Source organism: Helicobacter pylori (assembly GCF_006439795.1).
Lineage (GTDB): Bacteria > Campylobacterota > Campylobacteria > Campylobacterales > Helicobacteraceae > Helicobacter > Helicobacter pylori_CR.
In genome coordinates this window covers 20301-36587 of the sequence record NZ_VEYL01000018.1, presented here as the reverse complement: position 1 = coordinate 36587, position 16287 = coordinate 20301, and the positions used below count along the sequence as shown (strand labels likewise).

At 37.2% G+C, this 16287-nt stretch carries 13 protein-coding genes and 1 pseudogene; 7 read left to right on the top strand and 7 right to left on the bottom strand.

The features are described from left to right. Positions 1-823: 823 nt before the first annotated feature. Positions 824-1702, bottom strand: coding sequence for a YihY/virulence factor BrkB family protein (locus FIM66_RS07170; protein WP_140600308.1), 879 nt, complete (start codon positions 1700-1702; stop codon positions 824-826). Next, a complete protein-coding gene (locus FIM66_RS07165; RefSeq protein ID WP_001155601.1) occupies positions 1702-2550 on the bottom strand; it encodes a biotin synthase in 849 nt (282 codons plus the stop codon). Before FIM66_RS07165 ends, FIM66_RS07170 begins: the two co-directional genes overlap by 1 nt. A 200-nt stretch (positions 2551-2750) precedes the next feature. On the opposite strand from FIM66_RS07165, the gene FIM66_RS07160 reads away from it, so the two are divergent. From FIM66_RS07160 to FIM66_RS07150, 3 genes are all read left to right on the top strand, one after another. Beyond that, positions 2751-5306, top strand: coding sequence for a DEAD/DEAH box helicase family protein (locus FIM66_RS07160; RefSeq protein ID WP_140600307.1), 2556 nt, complete (start codon positions 2751-2753; stop codon positions 5304-5306). Between the two features lie 2 nt (positions 5307-5308). Continuing rightward, positions 5309-7240 (top strand): site-specific DNA-methyltransferase, encoded by a 1932-nt coding sequence (locus tag FIM66_RS07155; RefSeq protein WP_140600306.1) that lies wholly within the window; start codon positions 5309-5311, stop codon positions 7238-7240. A 118-nt stretch (positions 7241-7358) separates the two neighbouring features. Then, the gene (locus FIM66_RS07150; protein WP_140600305.1) at positions 7359-8222 is read left to right on the top strand and encodes a DNA/RNA non-specific endonuclease; all 864 of its coding nucleotides are present in this window, start codon (positions 7359-7361) and stop codon (positions 8220-8222) included. A 326-nt stretch (positions 8223-8548) separates the two neighbouring features. Here FIM66_RS07150 and FIM66_RS07140 read toward each other — a convergent pair whose 3' ends face one another. Genes FIM66_RS07140 through FIM66_RS08065 form a run of 4 tightly spaced genes read right to left on the bottom strand, consistent with a single transcriptional unit; the run spans position 8549 to position 12807 of the window. After that, positions 8549-9376, bottom strand: coding sequence for a prephenate dehydrogenase (locus tag FIM66_RS07140; RefSeq protein WP_140548402.1), 828 nt, complete (start codon positions 9374-9376; stop codon positions 8549-8551). 8 nt (positions 9377-9384) lie between these two features. Further along, positions 9385-11898: an endopeptidase La gene (gene lon, locus FIM66_RS07135; protein WP_140600304.1), complete on the bottom strand. Its 2514-nt coding sequence runs from the start codon at positions 11896-11898 to the stop codon at positions 9385-9387. A gap of 42 nt (positions 11899-11940) precedes the next feature. After that, entirely contained in the window at positions 11941-12603 is a 663-nt protein-coding gene (locus tag FIM66_RS07130; protein ID WP_001237315.1) for an outer membrane protein assembly factor BamD, read from the bottom strand. Between the two features lie 27 nt (positions 12604-12630). Beyond that, positions 12631-12807 (bottom strand): OTU domain-containing protein, encoded by a 177-nt coding sequence (locus tag FIM66_RS08065; RefSeq protein WP_194147156.1) that lies wholly within the window; start codon positions 12805-12807, stop codon positions 12631-12633. 218 nt (positions 12808-13025) lie between these two features. Here FIM66_RS08065 and fliW point away from each other — a divergent pair, with 218 nt between their 5' ends. Further along, positions 13026-13415, top strand: coding sequence for a flagellar assembly protein FliW (gene fliW, locus FIM66_RS07125; RefSeq protein ID WP_140600311.1), 390 nt, complete (start codon positions 13026-13028; stop codon positions 13413-13415). Here the strand turns inward: fliW and FIM66_RS08345 are convergent. After that, positions 13376-13548 (bottom strand): annotated as a pseudogene (locus tag FIM66_RS08345) (flavoprotein oxidoreductase). The gene fliW and the pseudogene FIM66_RS08345 overlap by 40 nt on opposite strands. 47 nt (positions 13549-13595) lie before the next feature. Between FIM66_RS08345 and fabZ the strand changes: the two are divergent. The 3 genes from fabZ to clpX are packed head-to-tail and all read left to right on the top strand — an operon-like array spanning position 13596 to position 16251. Then, positions 13596-14075 (top strand): 3-hydroxyacyl-ACP dehydratase FabZ, encoded by a 480-nt coding sequence (gene fabZ, locus FIM66_RS07115; RefSeq protein ID WP_140600303.1) that lies wholly within the window; start codon positions 13596-13598, stop codon positions 14073-14075. 3 nt (positions 14076-14078) lie between these two features. After that, positions 14079-14891, top strand: a complete 813-nt coding sequence (lpxA, locus tag FIM66_RS07110; protein ID WP_140600302.1) for an acyl-ACP--UDP-N-acetylglucosamine O-acyltransferase — start codon at positions 14079-14081, stop codon at positions 14889-14891. Between the two features lies 1 nt (position 14892). Continuing rightward, a complete protein-coding gene (clpX, locus tag FIM66_RS07105) occupies positions 14893-16251 on the top strand; it encodes an ATP-dependent protease ATP-binding subunit ClpX (RefSeq protein ID WP_140501977.1) in 1359 nt (452 codons plus the stop codon). The last annotated feature ends 36 nt before the right edge of the window (positions 16252-16287 follow it).

The window sequence follows — 16287 nt, the reverse complement described above, 5'->3', positions numbered from 1 at the left end:
AGTCTTGCTTTTTATTTGATTTCATTATTGATTATATTTTAGTGCTTTATTTTTCTGTTGCTTTTTTCATTTCTTTTATTTTTAGTTGTTTTGGTTTGTGGTTTATTGTTTTGTTGTTTTATTGTTTTGTTGTTTTATTGTTTTGTTCAAAGTTTTTTGCTTGCTTATTTTGTTTAAGTTTTTTTTATTGTTTTTAATGATTTGATAACACGCATTAGTATGTTTTGCTTTGTTTAAGAAGCTTGTTTTTATATAGTATCGGTATTTTTTAGTTTTTTGGGTTTTTATTCAAAGGTTTTAGGGTTTTAAGAAAACGAGTTTGAAAACAAAATAAAATTTAAAATCATAAAATAAAACCTGAAGCGATAAAATAAAGCTTAAAGTCATAACATAAGATCTAAAATCCAATTTTTTTAAAAGTTTAAGATTTATATCTTTGGCAAGAAAAGTCCGCACCAATTAAACACGGATTTAAGAGAAAAGTTTTATTCGTTGAGAATGTAATTATTTGTGAAACTCTTATCCAAGCTTCTTTTTAAAGGAAGTTTATGAAGTTTTTAAAATCCCTAAACTGCACTTCAATTCTAAAGAGTGCCAAGAAATGTTGTTAGAAAGTTTTATTCTTTAAAAAGTTATCGCTTACAACCAAGCTTATTTTGATTGTAAAAAACGCTTTTAGCGTTTTAGATCTTTATTCTTTATTCTTTATTCTTTATTCCGTTAGTGTTGCTTTTTTATTTCTTTTGTTTTTAACTTTTTAGTTTGGGGTGTTGTGGGGTTTGCGTTTAGATTTTTAGAACCGATCTAAAAGAAAACTTTTTCATCAAGTTTCTTTTTTAAAAAAGCCTAAAAATTTCTTAAACACTTCTTTAGGATCGAATGCATCACACACCTTGCACCCATACATGCCAATTAAAATCACAAGCCAGCTCACATACACCCAGCTCATCAAAAACCACAAAATAGAAACGCTCCCATAAAGCTCATGGTAAGTGCGGTTATACAACACATAATAAGTGAAAGCCCATTTTAGCACATGCCAAGAAACGCTCGTAAAAAACACCCATAAAAACACCCAAAAATAATGTTTAAACACCTTATTCGTGGGAATGGTAAAAAGGATCAAAAAAAACGCGTAAGTGCCTATCCATCTTAAAACATGCAACAAACTTGAATCTTTATCTTCAAAAAACACTTGGATCTTAATATCAAAAAACACCACCAAAGGCAGAGCGAATAAAAACACTAAGGTCGTGCCAAAACCCCAAAATAAAAAGATTTCTTTACCCTTAAAATGCGCGTAATCTCTGGGCTTTGCTTGAAAAATTTTTGACGCGATGGAGCGGTAGTTTTCACAAAAAAGCACCAACGCCACTAAAATAGACACTTCTTCAAGCGTGCCTAAGGCTATGTCTGTTTTTTTAAAATTTTCTAAAAAATCCTTAATCGCGCCAATGAGTTTAGGGGCGTTAGGGAAAATCAAGGCTTCCATTTCACCGCTGTGCGCTTGCATGTAATGAGACACAAAAAGACTAAACACAAACAACAAAATAGGAGATAAAGACAAAATCGTATAAAAACTCAAGCTGGAAGCGTAGTAAAACAATTCGCTCAAGCCCCAAAAAGCATTTTTCAGACGCTCGGGGAAAATCATTCTAAGAAGGCGCAAAAACCCTCTAACGCTTTTAAAAAGTTCTCTCATTAATGACAGCTTGTCGCCATTGTCAAGCCATAAGAGAGCAGTTTTTCTATATCTTTTTTAGGGGCTTTGCCTTTGGTGGTCAAATAATCCCCTAACACCACCGCATTGATGCCGTATTCAAAAAGCTTGGCTTCTTGTTTATCGTTATCTTTAAACACCACTTCACGCCCTCCAGCCACCATAAGCCTAGCGTTAGGCAAAAACTCTTTAGCTAAAAGCACGCATTCTAGGGCTTCATCCGCACTCAAAGTCTCTGCATCAATGGGCAATACCGGGTTTTTAATGAAAAAATTAATGGGCGTGGTGTGCGGGGAGAGCGAAGCTAGAGCTCTAAGCATTTCAATCCTGTCTTCCCAGCTCTCATTAAGCCCAAAAATCCCCCCACTGCACAAGCCTAATCCCGCCCTTAAAGCGTTTTCGCATGTGATAAACCTTTCTTCCCATGTGTGCGTGGAACAAATTTTAGGGAAGAAATTTTGCGAAGTCTCTAAATTGTGGTTATAGCTATGAATGCCCGCATCTCTTAAAAACTCTAGTTGATCCAAATCTGCGCGCCCGCAGCATGCGATCAGATGCAAGCCTAATTCTTCTTTGTTGATGGCTTTAGCTAACTTAGCGATGTATTCGCATTTTTCATCGTCTAATTCGCGCCCTGAAGTAACCAGACAAAACCCCAAAGCCCCTAATTCCCTTAACGCTCTAGCCTCTTGTAAAACCACTTTTTCATCTTTAAATTTATAGCGCTTGATCGCTCCTTGATGGTGTGAGCTTTGCGTGCAATAAGCGCAATCTTCCTTGCAATCCCCACTGCGCACATTGGAAATAGAACATAAAAAAATCTCTTGCATCATCATTCCTTTGTTTTAAAAAAGTTGGTTTTTTTAGACTGATTATAGCAAAGAAAAAGAAGCGCTTTTGATTTTAAGGGCTTTATTCCATTAAATATTAAAACTAAAACTTTATGTGATTTTAATTGTTCGCTAGCACCTCTAAAACCAATTTCAAAACTTTACGCTATAATTTTTTCACTTTTTCATTAGGGGATTTTATGCAAGATTCATCCATTCAAAGTTACCCCCCCCCCCCCCAATCAGCGATAAAAAATCATGCGTTAAATAACGCACCCAATAATAAAGAAATAGATCTACCCACCCATATCACCAGTAATTTAAAAAAAGAGCTTAGAGATTATCAAAAAAAAGCGATACGCCATTATTTAGAAAAACGACAATCCAACCCCACTCAAAAGCATTTCATGTTTGAAATGGCAACCGGTAGCGGTAAAACCTTAGTGATGGCGGGTTTGATTTTAGAATGCTACAAGCAAGGCTATCAAAACTTTATCTTTTTTGTGAATAGCGCCAGCATTTTAGAAAAAACGAAATTGAATTTTACAGACAGCGTTTCATCAAAATACCTTTTTAGTGAAAATATCCATATCAATGATGAAAACACCGAAATCAAAAGCGTCAATAATTTAAACGAGAGCCAAACAAGTGCTATCAACATTTATTTCAGCACCATTCAAGGCTTGTTTTCCTTATTCACTAAAGCTAAAGAAAATGCTATCACCATAGAGGATTTAAAAGATCAAAAATTGGTTTTTTTAGCGGATGAAGCGCACCATTTAAACACAGAGACTAAAAAGAAATTAAGCAATGCGGAATCTAGTGATAAACACAACTGGGAAAGCGTTGTGAAATTAGCGCTAGAACAAAATAAAGACAATTTATTGCTGGAATTTAGCGCCACTATCCCTAAAGAAAAAAGCGTTAAAGACAAATATGAAAACTTAAAGGTGATCACTTACACCTTAAAAGAATTTAGCGAGGATAAATTTTGCAAAAACATCTACTCCCTTTCTTATGAAAATAAAGAATTAGAAACGCGCTTTTTGGGGGCATGCGTTTCCAGTTTGTATAAAGAATTATTAGCCCAACACCGTAATATTGGAAACTTTAAGCCATGCATTTTGTTTAAAAGCGAGAGGATTGAAGATAGTAAAGAAAATCAAGAGCGCTTCAACGCCTTTTTAGAAAATTTAAGCTCTTCAGATTTAGAAAATTTTTTCAATCACAGCCGCAACGCTTTTTTTAAAGACGCTAAAAACTTTTTTGATAAGCAAAATTACACCCCCAACCTTGCCGCATTCTTGCAAACGAAATTCCAAAAAAGCGTTCAGATTAACACCAATAACGAAAAAGAATTAGAAAAGAGCATGCTTTTATTGAACTCCCTAGAAGACAGAGACAACCCTAAAAGAGTGGTTTTTAGCGTGGATAAGCTCAATGAAGGTTGGGATGTGTTAAATTTGTTTGATGTTGTCAGGCTTAAAAATAAAGCCAACAAAAAAGACACCACTAAAGACGCCCAACTCATAGGGCGAGGAGCGAGATACTACCCCTTTAGCTATAACGGTTTCAAGTCAAGCCACATAGAGTTTTACCAACGCAAGTTTGATCTTTCCAACCCCTTAAGCGCGCTAGAAAGGTTAGACTACCATGCTATTTATAACAGCGAGTTTATCGCTGAATTAAAAAACGATTTACAAGTTTTAGGATTAGGGCTTATGGATGAAAAAGAAAATAAAGAAAAACAGACTATCCCTTTAACACCCACCAAGCGTTTCAAATGCTACTATGCAAGCAATACAAAAGACAAAAATAAAAACCTATTCAATAAAGACTATTCAGGCCCTGTTGAAGCCACACTCAAAAGCTTGCATGTCCCCTTATTTGCTTTTAATGTGCGTGAAAAGAAAGTGGATTTTAAAGAAGAAAATAAAGGCGATACAACTTATTATATACCCCACACCTTAGACAAAATCCCTATAAATTATTTTTTAAAAGCCCTTAATTTAAAAAACCTGGATTTTAAAACGCTTAAAAAAGCCTTTAAAAAACATGCCTTTAACAATAAAGTGGAATTTATAGAGCGGTATGTTTCTTCATTAAAAACAAACTTCCATAAAAACCAAAAGTTTGATAACAACGAAATCCTTTTAAAACTCGCTGTTTATATCATTGAAAACTTAAAAGACACGCTTTTAAAAGAGCAAGATAAATACGAGGTGAGCGCGTTAGAATTGAAAGAATTTGAAACGCATAATAAAAGCCTTAGCGCTAGCGAATGGGAAAAAGACATTCCCTTTTATGAATGGCTGCTTTTTAAGGACATGCGAAAACTAGACAGCGATTTAGAAAGGGATTTTTTAGATTTTATCAATAAAAATAAAGAGATTTTAGACAAGAAATTCAAAGAATGGTGCGTTTTAAGGAACGATCATTTCGCTGAATTAAAAGTTTTTTGCAACATAGAAAATAGCCCCTTTTACGCGCAAGGTTTTGAGCCAGATTTTATCCTTTTTGCCCAAACGCATGAAGATGAATTTTTAGGCTTCACTTGTTATATGGAAGCTAAAGGCGAACATTTAGAGCATTCTAACGCTTGGAAAAAAGAATTTTTAGAAATGCTAGAAAACGCCGCGCTTAAAAGCCATAACAAAAAACTCCATTTAAAAGGCTTGCCTTTTTTCACGCTCCATAACAATAAAGAAGTAAAAAGCGAATTTGCAACCGCTTTCGATCAAATTTTTAAGGATTAAAAATGCTAAAAACCCCACTCAAAACCCTAATAGATATTTTAATCAATCGTTTCACTAAAGAACGATTAGTTACTTTAATCCTACAGAATGATGAAAAGCTTTTAACTTTCATGCTTGAGCATGAAAACGCTAACGACTACAAAAACGCTTTTTTTAAAATGATCGCCAACACGCTTGTATTTAATGAAAAGGCGTTATTAGAATGTTTAGAAACAAAAGAATTAGAAAAATCTTTCACACGATTTAAAAATAAAATAGGCTTATATTCACAAGGGGGTTTGATAAAATCCAGCGAATTAGTCGTTTTGAATTTCCCTTTTAAAGACAATGTTTTACTGGGTGGCGCTAAAGATAACAGCACCAAATCTAACGAGCTTTTTTACCATGAGATATTGCATAAAAAAGAAATTGACACGCTTTTACACAAAAAAGCGTTGTGCCGTTTTGAAATGCAAGGAGAGGGCGATTTAGAAAGCGCTTTAAAAGACAAGAACACAAACTACCTTATCAAAGGCAACAATTTGATCGCTCTCCATTCTTTAAAAAAGAAATTCGCTAAACAAGTGAAATGCATCTACATTGACCCCCCTTATAATACCGGTAATGACAGCTTTAATTACAACGATAATTTCAACCACAGCTCTTGGCTAGTGTTTATGAAAAACAGGCTTGAAGCGGCTAGGGAATTTTTAAGCGATGATGGCGTGATTTTTGTGCAATGCGATGACAACGAACAAGCTTATTTAAAAGTGTTAATGGATGAGATTTTTCTTAGAGAGAATTTTGTGGCGAGTTTGCATGTAGAATTATCGGCAACGCAAGGCATGAAAGTGGCTTCGGCTAAAAAAGGAAATATTGTTAAAAATGCCGAATATATTTTAATTTATTCAAAAAATATGGAGAATTTTAGTTTTATCCGTTCTCTTTATGTGGCTAAAGAATGGGATGAACACTATTCGATCTATATAGATCCTGAAACTAAAAAACGAGAAACACTATTAAATTTCTTAAAAAATAGATATGAAAATATAACAAAAGACAAAATCATGGCTCTTTACAATGATGATAAAGACTTTAGAGATTTTATCCATAAAAATGCAAACAATATTTATCAGGATGCAATGATAGAAGTTAATTTTAACTTTACGAAAGAACAAGAAAGCGATCTTAATAGTGGAGAGATTGTAGAATATAATCAATATTTAATATTTAAAAATTCAAATAATATTATAAGACAATTTCTTAAATTAAGTGATGCTATTGGCGAAACTGATGATTTTGACGCAAAAATTGGATTAAGAAAAATAAGGGGAGATTGGTGGGGAAGCTTTTATAAAGATATGATGAATATCAATAAAGAAGCAAATCTAGTGTGGAAAGCTGGCAAAAAACCCGAACGACTTATTAAAGATATTTTAGAAATTTCCACCCAAGAAAACGACCTCGTGTTAGATTTTTTCGCCGGGAGCGGGACGACTTGCGCGGTGGCACACAAAATGAAACGCCGCTACATTGGCATCGAGCAAATGGACTACATAGAAACGATCACCAAAGAAAGGTTAAAAAAAGTCATAGAGGGCGAGCAAGGGGGTATTTCTAAAAAATGCGGTTTTAAAGGGGGCGGGAGTTTTGTCTATGCTGAATTGAAAGAAGTGAATTTAGAAATTAAAAAACAAATCCTTAACGCTAAAAGTGCGAGCGAATGCCTAAAAATCTTTAACGATCTTAATGAGCGTTTTTTAAAACGCGCCGATTGTAAGATCGATGAAATCCATAGCGAAGAGTTCCACAATTTAGATTTAAACGAGCAAAAAAGGATTTATTGCGCTTGTTTAGACTCTAACGAAGATTATTTAAACTTGGGCGATATGGACGAAGACGCATGGGGGATAGATGCGATCACTAAAAAATACAATGAAATTTTTTATTCTTAAGTTTGATCATTCAACGCGCACCACTTAACGCATCAAAACGCTACGCCTATTTAGTGGGCAAAAATAAACGATTAAAAATATTGTTGTAGTATTCAAGCCAATCAACAAGGAGCAAAACATGAAAACCTTTAAAAACCTGCTCTGTTTTAGCCTTTTCGCTATGAGTTGGCTCCAAGCGGACATGCTGGATAATTTTACTAAGGCTATTAACAGCTACACCGCTAAAAAGCTTAATGAAATCAAGGAACAAGCCAATAGTGCTAACCCCACTAAAAATCACAATCCCACTCATAACGCTAATGGCATGCTCATTAACATTGATTGTAAAGTCTTGAAAAATAACTTCTATTCGGTGTGTTATTCTAGCGAGTTAAAAAACCCTATTTATGGCGCGAGCGTGTTATTTGGGGATTTAGTGGATAAAAACAATATTGAAAAACGCTACCAGTTTAAAACAGACACACGATTAGCCAAATACCAACAAGCCACGACACAAGATTACACAAGAAGCGGTTTTGATAGGGGGCATTTTGTGGCGAATGACGCTTCTTTTGACTTTGCGTCTAACCCTTTAAGAGAGACTTACAGAATGACTAATATCACTCCTGAAGCCAAAAACACCAACAGGCATTCTGTTTTATTGGTGGAAAAAGAGGGCCGTAATTTGGCCAGGAAATACCATCAAGTTTTAGTAGAAGAACTCACCATCATCAAACAGGGTTATAGAACCTTTAGCTCTAAGAATATCGCTATCCCTAGCGGATTTTGGTACCACTATGATGTAAGCCTAACGGACAGCTATGAAAACGCTAAAAGCGAATGCTTTTATATCCCTAATGACAACCAAAAGTATCTCTTACAAGAAATGAGAAGAGATTGTAAAGAATATGAGCGGGTTGAAAAGCAAGTGGTTTTTAAGAACAATAAAAACACTGAGTTGAATGAATTGCCTAAGTATCTTAACAACGCCAAGAAGTATTAAAAGCACCCTTAAAATGCCCGTAAAAACACCGGTGTTTTTGATAAAAGGTTTGAGAAATCAAATCCCTAAACGGCTAAAATTGGTTTTTTGTTGGAAGCGATAAGGGTTTTATAGGCGTTGGAGAAATGAGATGAAATGATTATTACAATTATGGCAAACACAACAATAGATCCGGATTTAAGATAATCTCTTATGGTTGTTTGCTGGTTTGCTAGATAAATCCATGCTATCCATATGAAACAGCCTATAATCCATAAAAACAATCCAAATACCCCATTTCGCTTCTCGCAACCCTAAAAACAACAATATACAAATTTTAAATTATTTTACATGAACTCCTGGAGCTTGTTCGCTTGCGCCATCCATTCTGCAAGGCTTTCATAATCGTTATTTTCTATCCAAGCCTTAGCTTGCGCGATTTCTTTTTCGCATTTTTCAATCGCTTCTAAGACATTGTCTCGGTTTTGTTTGAAAATATCTTTCCACATTAAAGGCGAGCTTTTAGACAAACGGCTCATATCCCTAAAACCCCCACCCGCTAAGGATAAAATCATCTCTGGGTCGTTTTGCTTTAAAACGCTATTGGCTAGAGCGTAGCTCAAAACATGGGGTAAATGGCTGATATAAGCCACATGGGTGTCATGCTCGTTGGATTTCATCTTAATCAAGCACGCTTTAATGCCTAAAAAGATTTCTTTAGCGAGTTCTACTTGCTCAATCCCTGAATCTTCTAAATCGCACAATATCACCAAAGCGTTTTCATACAGCCCCTTAACGCTCGCTTTAGGGCCATAAAACTCTGTCCCACACATGGGGTGCGCGGCGATGAAATTCTTACGAATGCTTTTAGGGATATTGTGAATGATTTGCACTTTAGCACCCCCTAAATCAATAATCGTTGCACTTTTTTTGATAGAGGTCATTTTTTTCAAACATTCAATGATGCCCTCAACCGGAATGGCTAAAAAAATCACATCGCATTCTAAAATCTTTTCAAATTCCACGCATTCATCTACAAGCCCCAAAGTCAAAGCCAATTTAGCATGCAAAGCGTTATGATCATAGCCTGTAACGCTTTTAAAACGCCCCCATTCTTGTAAGGCTAGCCCTAAACTGCCCCCCATAAGCCCTAAACCAATAATGCCTGCTTTCATGCCAAATTCTAAAGTAAGGTTTTTTCTAACACTTCAGCGATGTTTTTCACCGCAACGATGTTTAAATTCTCTCGCACTTCAGCAGGGATCTCGTCTAAATCCCTTTCGTAATTTTTGACAGGAATGAGAGCGGTTTTAATGCCGGCTTTAAAAGCGGCGATCAATTTTTCTTTCAACCCCCCTATGGGTAAAACTTCCCCGCTCAAAGTCAATTCGCCCGTCATTGCCACTTCGCTCCTTGTGGCCCTGTCGCACAAAATGCTCGCCATCACGCTCGCCATAGCGATCCCAGCACTCGGACCGTCTTTAGGCGTAGCCCCCTCAGGGACATGCAAATGCAAATCATAAGCGTTATAAACTTTCAGCGCTTTTTTCTTTTTCTTACCCTCTGCATCGGTTTCGCTAGGGATTTTAGGCGCTTTTAAGGTTTCGTTATCTAACAAGACTTTGACAACAGAAAAAGCGATGAGAGCGGATTCTTTCATCACATCGCCTAAACTCCCGGTGAGTTTCAATTCCCCCTTGCCTCTAATCTTAAGCGCTTCAATTTTAAGCACATCGCCGCCTACTGGAGTCCATGCCAAACCATTGACGATACCGATTTTATTTTCTTTATCTATGGGGTCAATTTCAAACACCATGCGTTCTAAATACTCTTTAAGGTTGCTAGGCGTGATAGAGACGCAGAAATCTTTACCCTTATCTCCGCTTTTTTCGTTTCCGCTTTTTGTATCTTCGCTTTTTTCATTTTCGCTTTTTTCATTTTCGCTTTTTTTGGTTCGCCCTTTTTTGTGCGGGTTATCTTCTAGGTATTTTAAAGCTACTTTACGCATAATCGTTGCGATTTGTCTTCGTAAATCCCTAACGCCCGCTTCTCTGGTGTATTTTTCAATAATGAGTTTCAAACACTCATGGCTAATATTCACTTCGCTAGGCTTTAAGGCGTGCTTTTCTAATTCTTGGGGGATGAGGTAGTTTTTAGCGATCTCTTCTTTTTCGTTAGGCGTGTAGCTGGACACGCTGATAAATTCCATTCTGTCTCTTAAAGGAGCTGGGATTCTGTCAATATTATTAGCAGTAGCGATAAAAATCACTTGCGACAAATCAATGCTGAAATTCGCATAATGATCCCTAAAAGCGATATTTTGCTCAGGGTCTAAAATCTCTAATAAAGCGCTCGCTGGATCGCCCCTAACGCTCCTATCCACCTTATCAATTTCATCTAAAACCATGACCGGATTCATCTTTTTGGCTTCAATGAGCCCTTGGACAATGCGCCCAGGCATTGAGCCTATATAAGTGCGTCTGTGCCCTCTTAATTCATTCACATCTTCTAAGCCCCCTAAAGCGATCCGAACTAAAGGGTGCTCTATCGCTTTAGCGATGGAATTAGCCAGACTCGTTTTACCCACGCCAGGAGGCCCATAAAAGCATAAAATCGTGCCTTTAGCTTTGTCTTTTTTTTCTGGTTTTTTCTTGTGGCGCATTTCTAAAAGCTGCATGGTAGCAAAGTATTCTACAATGCGCTCTTTAGGCCTTTTTAAGGAATAATGATCCTTGTCTAGTTGTTCTCTCACATGCTTAATGTCAAGCGCTTTTTTCCCGTATTGCCCAAAAGGCACATCTAACATGGTTTCAATATAATTTTGTAAAGTCGCGCTATCCGAGCTGTCTGCATGGGTTCGGCTCAGCCGGTCAATTTGCTTTTTAATCTCCTTAAACGCTTCTTCTTTTAAAAAAGGCTTGATGCTTTCTAGTTTTTGGTAGTATTGGTTTAAATCTTCATCTCGCTGTTTGTCTGTGCCAAGCTCTTTTTGGATTTGTTTGAGCTGCTCTTTTAAGAAATATTCCTTATTGGTTTGCTCCATTTTTTGATGGACTTTTGATTTGATTTCTTTTTGGAGTTTTTGGGTTTTAGTCTCTTCTATCACAATATCAATCAAATCCAACAAGCGCTGTTCGGTGTTGTTGTTCGCAAAAAGAGAATACGCTTGCTCTCTTTTTAAATGCAAGGCCGCTGCGATTAAATCAGCGATGCGGTTAGGATCGTCATTGTCTTCTAAAGCCTTGATCAAATCCGGGGGGAAGAGTGAGCTGACATTGGCTAGAGTGATCACTTTTTCTTTTAAGACTTCCACAATAGCTTGAATGTTTTCTTTATCGTATTCTAAATATTCAATAGGGCTTATTTGAGCTTCTAAAAAGCCTTGCTCGTTTTCTTTAGCAGGCTCTAAAATACGCCCCTTAGCGATGCCATTAAAGAGCAATTTCACGTGCCCATTAGGCATGTTGGCTTCACGCATAATAGATCCAATCACTCCCACATCATAATAAGGGGCTTCATTGTCGTTCAATTTGTCTTTTTGGCATGCAATAAAGACTAATGATTTATTGTTTTTAGCGTAAGCCACCGCCTTAATGCTCGCGTTATTTTGCAAAAAAATAGGGGCTATCATAAAGGGGTATAAAAAGGTGTCTTCTTCTACCAATAAAGGCAGAATTTTAGGAAAATCTTCAGTCATTTTTCATCTCTCTGTTATAAATTTGTATGGTTTTGAAATATCCTACCAATCAAAGATTAACACATACCAAGGCATGTGCGATGGTTTGGGTTTAGTCTCTTTTTCTAAAGTCTCATCTATTCTTTCTAAATAGCGTTTCACGCCCTCAGGCTTGTGGCGTTTTTTATAGACATTCGCGATCGCGCGATTGAGCTCGTTTTGCCCTAAAATGAATTTGATTTGCATGTATTCTACATAGGGGCGGTAACGGCTGTTGGGGTATTTTTCTATAAATTCGCCTAAACTCACAATAGCATTAGAGATAAATTCCTGGTCTTTAGAATGGTTTTTGAAAGCGTAATAATGCGATTGCAATTTCAAAAAGGTCAAATAATCCACATTGTCTTTCGTCCCAAAGCGTTTGATGTATTCATCAAAGTAAAAAGACGCCAAAACATACTCTTTCTTTTTCATGTGCGCTTGCCCTAAAGCTAGCATCGCTTCTGGGACAAGGGGGGAATTGATGTGTTCGCTCTGCAAAGAAGAATAGTAATTGTCCGCTGTTTCTAAATTAGCAAAAAGGATTTCTCTCAAAATCCCTTGATACCAAAAGATCGCCGGTTTGTTGTATTCGTCTTTTTTTTTCTTTTTGTTCGCGCAACCGGTGCCTATAACAATGATTGCCATTGTGATAAAAAGGAAAGTTTTAAAATGTTTTAAACGCATGCCACCTGTCTTATAAAATTAAATTTTTTAAAAATAACTTTCATTATATTCAAATTTATTTTTTCTTCGCTTTCTTAATTCCGTTGTATATTTTAAAGACCATTTCTCCAAATCAAGCCCAACCGCACCAAAAAGGCACCACCCATCGCTAAAATGAGATTTACTAGAATTATTTTTCTTGATTTGTGGTTTTATTTTGCTCATTTCCTACTCCTTATTATATTTTATAATTGTTCAGTTAAACTTCCATCATGGTTAAGTTATTGGGATTATACCCAAAACTAGCAAAAATTGATTTTACCAAAATTGTTTGATATAATACAGAGTTTTTAGTTTAGAAATCATTGAGCGCTGGTTTTAAGGCGGTCTTTTATTCTTTAAGGAGAAGATTTTGTGCTTTTTTAAAGGGAATGCAATCGCCTATGATTTTTGATGTGAAAGTGCCTATCTTAGGGTTTGAAACCATTCATAAAATGCGTTTGCAAAAGATTGATGAAATCTTTTTGCGTTTGAATAGCACAGAAAATAATTCCGTGGTGTCTTTCACGCTGGTCAATCCCTTTGCTTTAAGAAAATACGAATTTGAAGTGCCTACCCCCTTAAAAATCCTTTTAGAATTAGAGGGAGCAAAGAGCGTTCTGGTCGCTAATATCATGGTCGTTCAAACCCCCATTGAGCTTTCCACCGTGAATTATTTAGCCCCTTTAATTTTCAATTTGGACAAGCAGCTCATGGGGCAAGTGGTTTTGGATTCTAACAAATACCCACACTATCATTTAAGAGAGAATATTCTAAGCCACACGCATGAATGATGCATGAGCGGTGCAGAATGGCGTCTATGCAAAGCGTTTCTTTAAGTTTATGGCGTAATGCATCGGTGTTTTTGCAAATACAAGCGAGCGGTTTTCTTATGGTATAATAGCGGTTATTTTTTAGAATAACCAACGCTAAAAATAGCGCTTTAATTGAATCCAAAACAAGGAGTTTATTTTATGGAACAAAGCCATCAAAACTTACAATCTCAATTTTTTATAGAGCATATCTTACAGATTTTACCCCACCGCTATCCCATGCTCTTAGTGGATAGAATTATAGAGTTACAAGCCAATCAAAAAATTGCCGCTTATAAGAATATCACTTTTAATGAAGACGTGTTTAACGGGCATTTCCCTAATAAGCCCATTTTCCCGGGCGTTTTAATTGTAGAGGGCATGGCGCAAACGGGAGGGTTTTTAGCTTTCACTAGCTTGTGGGGGTTTGACCCTGAAATAGCCAAAACAAAAATCGTGTATTTCATGACGATTGATAAGGTTAAATTCCGCATTCCTGTAACCCCAGGCGACAAATTAGAATACCATTTAGAAGTCTTAAAGCATAAAGGCATGATCTGGCAAGTGGGCGGCACGGCTCAAGTGGATGGCAAAGTGGTCGCTGAAGCCGAATTAAAAGCCATGATCGCAGAGAGAGATTAAAAAATGAGTAAAATTGCAAAAACAGCCATTATCTCTCCTAAAGCAGAGATTGGCAAGGGCGTAGAAATTGGGGAATTTTGCGTGATTGGGGATCATATCAAGCTCAATGATGGCGTGAAACTCCATAACAATGTAACCTTACAAGGGCATACTTTCATCGGGGAAAACACCGAAATTTTCCCTTTTGCCGTGCTAGGCACACAGCCTCAAGATTTAAAATACAAGGGCGAATACAGCGAGCTGATTGTTGGAGAAGACAACCTTATTCGTGAATTTTGCATGATAAATCCCGGCACTGAAGGGGGGATTAAAAAAACCCTTATTGGGGATAAAAACCTGCTCATGGCTTATGTGCATGTCGCTCATGATTGCGTGATTGGCAGTCATTGTATTTTGGCTAATGGCGTAACTTTAGCAGGGCATATTGAAATAGGCGATTATGTCAATATTGGCGGTCTTACTGCAATCCATCAGTTTGTGCGTATCGCTAAAGGGTGCATGATAGCCGGTAAGAGCGCTTTAGGCAAAGACGTGCCGCCTTATTGCACCGTAGAGGGAAATCGCGCTTTTATTAGGGGGTTAAACCGCCACCGGATGCGCCAATTATTAGAGAGTAAGGATATTGATTTTATTTATGCGCTTTATAAAAGGTTGTTCCGCCCTATCCCCTCTTTAAGAGAGAGCGCTAAATTAGAATTAGAAGAGCATGCCAATAACCCTTTTGTAAAAGAGATTTGCTCTTTTATTTTAGAGAGTTCTAGGGGCGTGGCGTATAAGTCAAGCGAATATTCTAGCGAAGAAAAACAAGAGGAATAACATGAACGAAACGCTTTATTGCAGTTTTTGCAAAAAACCAGAATCCAGAGATCCCAAAAAACGCCGCATTATTTTTGCGAGCAATCTCAATAAAGATGTGTGCGTGTGCGAATTTTGCATTGACGTGATGCATGGGGAATTGCACAAATACGACAGCAAATACGACAGAATGGATTCTTTATTAGCGCTCAAAAGAGACCGATTGAGAAGAATGGAATCAAGCGCCTATGAAGAAGAGTTTTTGCTCTCTCGCATTCCAGCCCCTAAAGAGCTTAAGGCGGTTTTAGACAATTATGTGATAGGGCAAGAGCAGGCTAAAAAGGTTTTTTCCGTAGCCGTGTATAACCATTACAAACGCTTATCTTTTAAAGAAAAACTCAAAAAACAAGACAACCAAGACAGCAATGTGGAGTTGGAGCATTTAGAAGAAGTGGAGTTGAGCAAGTCTAATATTTTATTGATCGGCCCTACAGGATCGGGCAAAACTTTAATGGCACAAACTCTCGCCAAGCATTTGGATATTCCTATCGCCATTAGCGATGCGACTAGCCTAACTGAGGCGGGTTATGTGGGCGAAGATGTGGAAAATATCCTCACAAGATTGTTGCAAGCGAGCGATTGGAATGTCCAAAAAGCCCAAAAAGGCATTGTGTTTATTGACGAGATTGATAAAATCAGCCGTTTGTCAGAAAACCGCTCCATCACTAGAGATGTTTCTGGCGAGGGCGTTCAGCAAGCGTTGTTAAAAATCGTTGAAGGCTCTTTAGTGAATATCCCCCCCAAAGGCGGCAGAAAGCACCCTGAGGGCAATTTCATTCAAATTGACACGAGCGATATTTTATTCATTTGCGCCGGAGCGTTTGACGGGCTAGCTGAAATCATTAAAAAACGCACCACGCAGAATGTGTTGGGTTTCACTCAAGAAAAGATGAGCAAAAAAGAGCAAGAAGCGATCTTGCATTTAGTCCAAACCCATGACTTGGTTACTTATGGGCTTATCCCTGAGCTTATCGGCCGTTTGCCGGTTTTAAGCACGCTAGATAGCATCAGTTTAGAAGCGATGGTGGATATTTTACAAAAACCTAAAAACGCCCTAATCAAGCAATACCAGCAACTTTTCAAAATGGATGAAGTGGATTTGATTTTTGAAGAAGAAGCCATTAAAGAAATCGCTCAACTCGCTTTAGAGCGAAAAACCGGGGCTAGGGGCTTAAGGGCGATCATTGAAGATTTTTGTTTGGATATTATGTTTGATTTGCCCAAGCTTAAGGGATCGGAAGTGCGTATCACTAAAGATTGTGTTTTGAAACAGGCTGAACCTTTGATCATTGCTAAAACGCATTCTAAAATTCTTCCTTAAGGAACACGCTTATAAATTTAACGATAAAGGATTAGA

What these genes read in the sequence shown, in the direction of transcription:
- FIM66_RS07170 (WP_140600308.1), bottom strand. Translation starts at nt 1,702, where the DNA reads ATGAGAGAACTTTTTAAAAGCGTTAGAGGGTTTTTGCGCCTTCTTAGA.
- FIM66_RS07165 (WP_001155601.1), bottom strand. Translation starts at nt 2,550, where the DNA reads ATGCAAGAGATTTTTTTATGTTCTATTTCCAATGTGCGCAGTGGGGAT.
- FIM66_RS07160 (WP_140600307.1), top strand. Translation starts at nt 2,751, where the DNA reads ATGCAAGATTCATCCATTCAAAGTTACCCCCCCCCCCCCCAATCAGCG.
- FIM66_RS07155 (WP_140600306.1), top strand. Translation starts at nt 5,309, where the DNA reads ATGCTAAAAACCCCACTCAAAACCCTAATAGATATTTTAATCAATCGT.
- FIM66_RS07150 (WP_140600305.1), top strand. Translation starts at nt 7,359, where the DNA reads ATGAAAACCTTTAAAAACCTGCTCTGTTTTAGCCTTTTCGCTATGAGT.
- FIM66_RS07140 (WP_140548402.1), bottom strand. Translation starts at nt 9,376, where the DNA reads ATGAAAGCAGGCATTATTGGTTTAGGGCTTATGGGGGGCAGTTTAGGG.
- lon (WP_140600304.1), bottom strand. Translation starts at nt 11,898, where the DNA reads ATGACTGAAGATTTTCCTAAAATTCTGCCTTTATTGGTAGAAGAAGAC.
- FIM66_RS07130 (WP_001237315.1), bottom strand. Translation starts at nt 12,603, where the DNA reads ATGCGTTTAAAACATTTTAAAACTTTCCTTTTTATCACAATGGCAATC.
- FIM66_RS08065 (WP_194147156.1), bottom strand. Translation starts at nt 12,807, where the DNA reads ATGAGCAAAATAAAACCACAAATCAAGAAAAATAATTCTAGTAAATCT.
- fliW (WP_140600311.1), top strand. Translation starts at nt 13,026, where the DNA reads ATGATTTTTGATGTGAAAGTGCCTATCTTAGGGTTTGAAACCATTCAT.
- fabZ (WP_140600303.1), top strand. Translation starts at nt 13,596, where the DNA reads ATGGAACAAAGCCATCAAAACTTACAATCTCAATTTTTTATAGAGCAT.
- lpxA (WP_140600302.1), top strand. Translation starts at nt 14,079, where the DNA reads ATGAGTAAAATTGCAAAAACAGCCATTATCTCTCCTAAAGCAGAGATT.
- clpX (WP_140501977.1), top strand. Translation starts at nt 14,893, where the DNA reads ATGAACGAAACGCTTTATTGCAGTTTTTGCAAAAAACCAGAATCCAGA.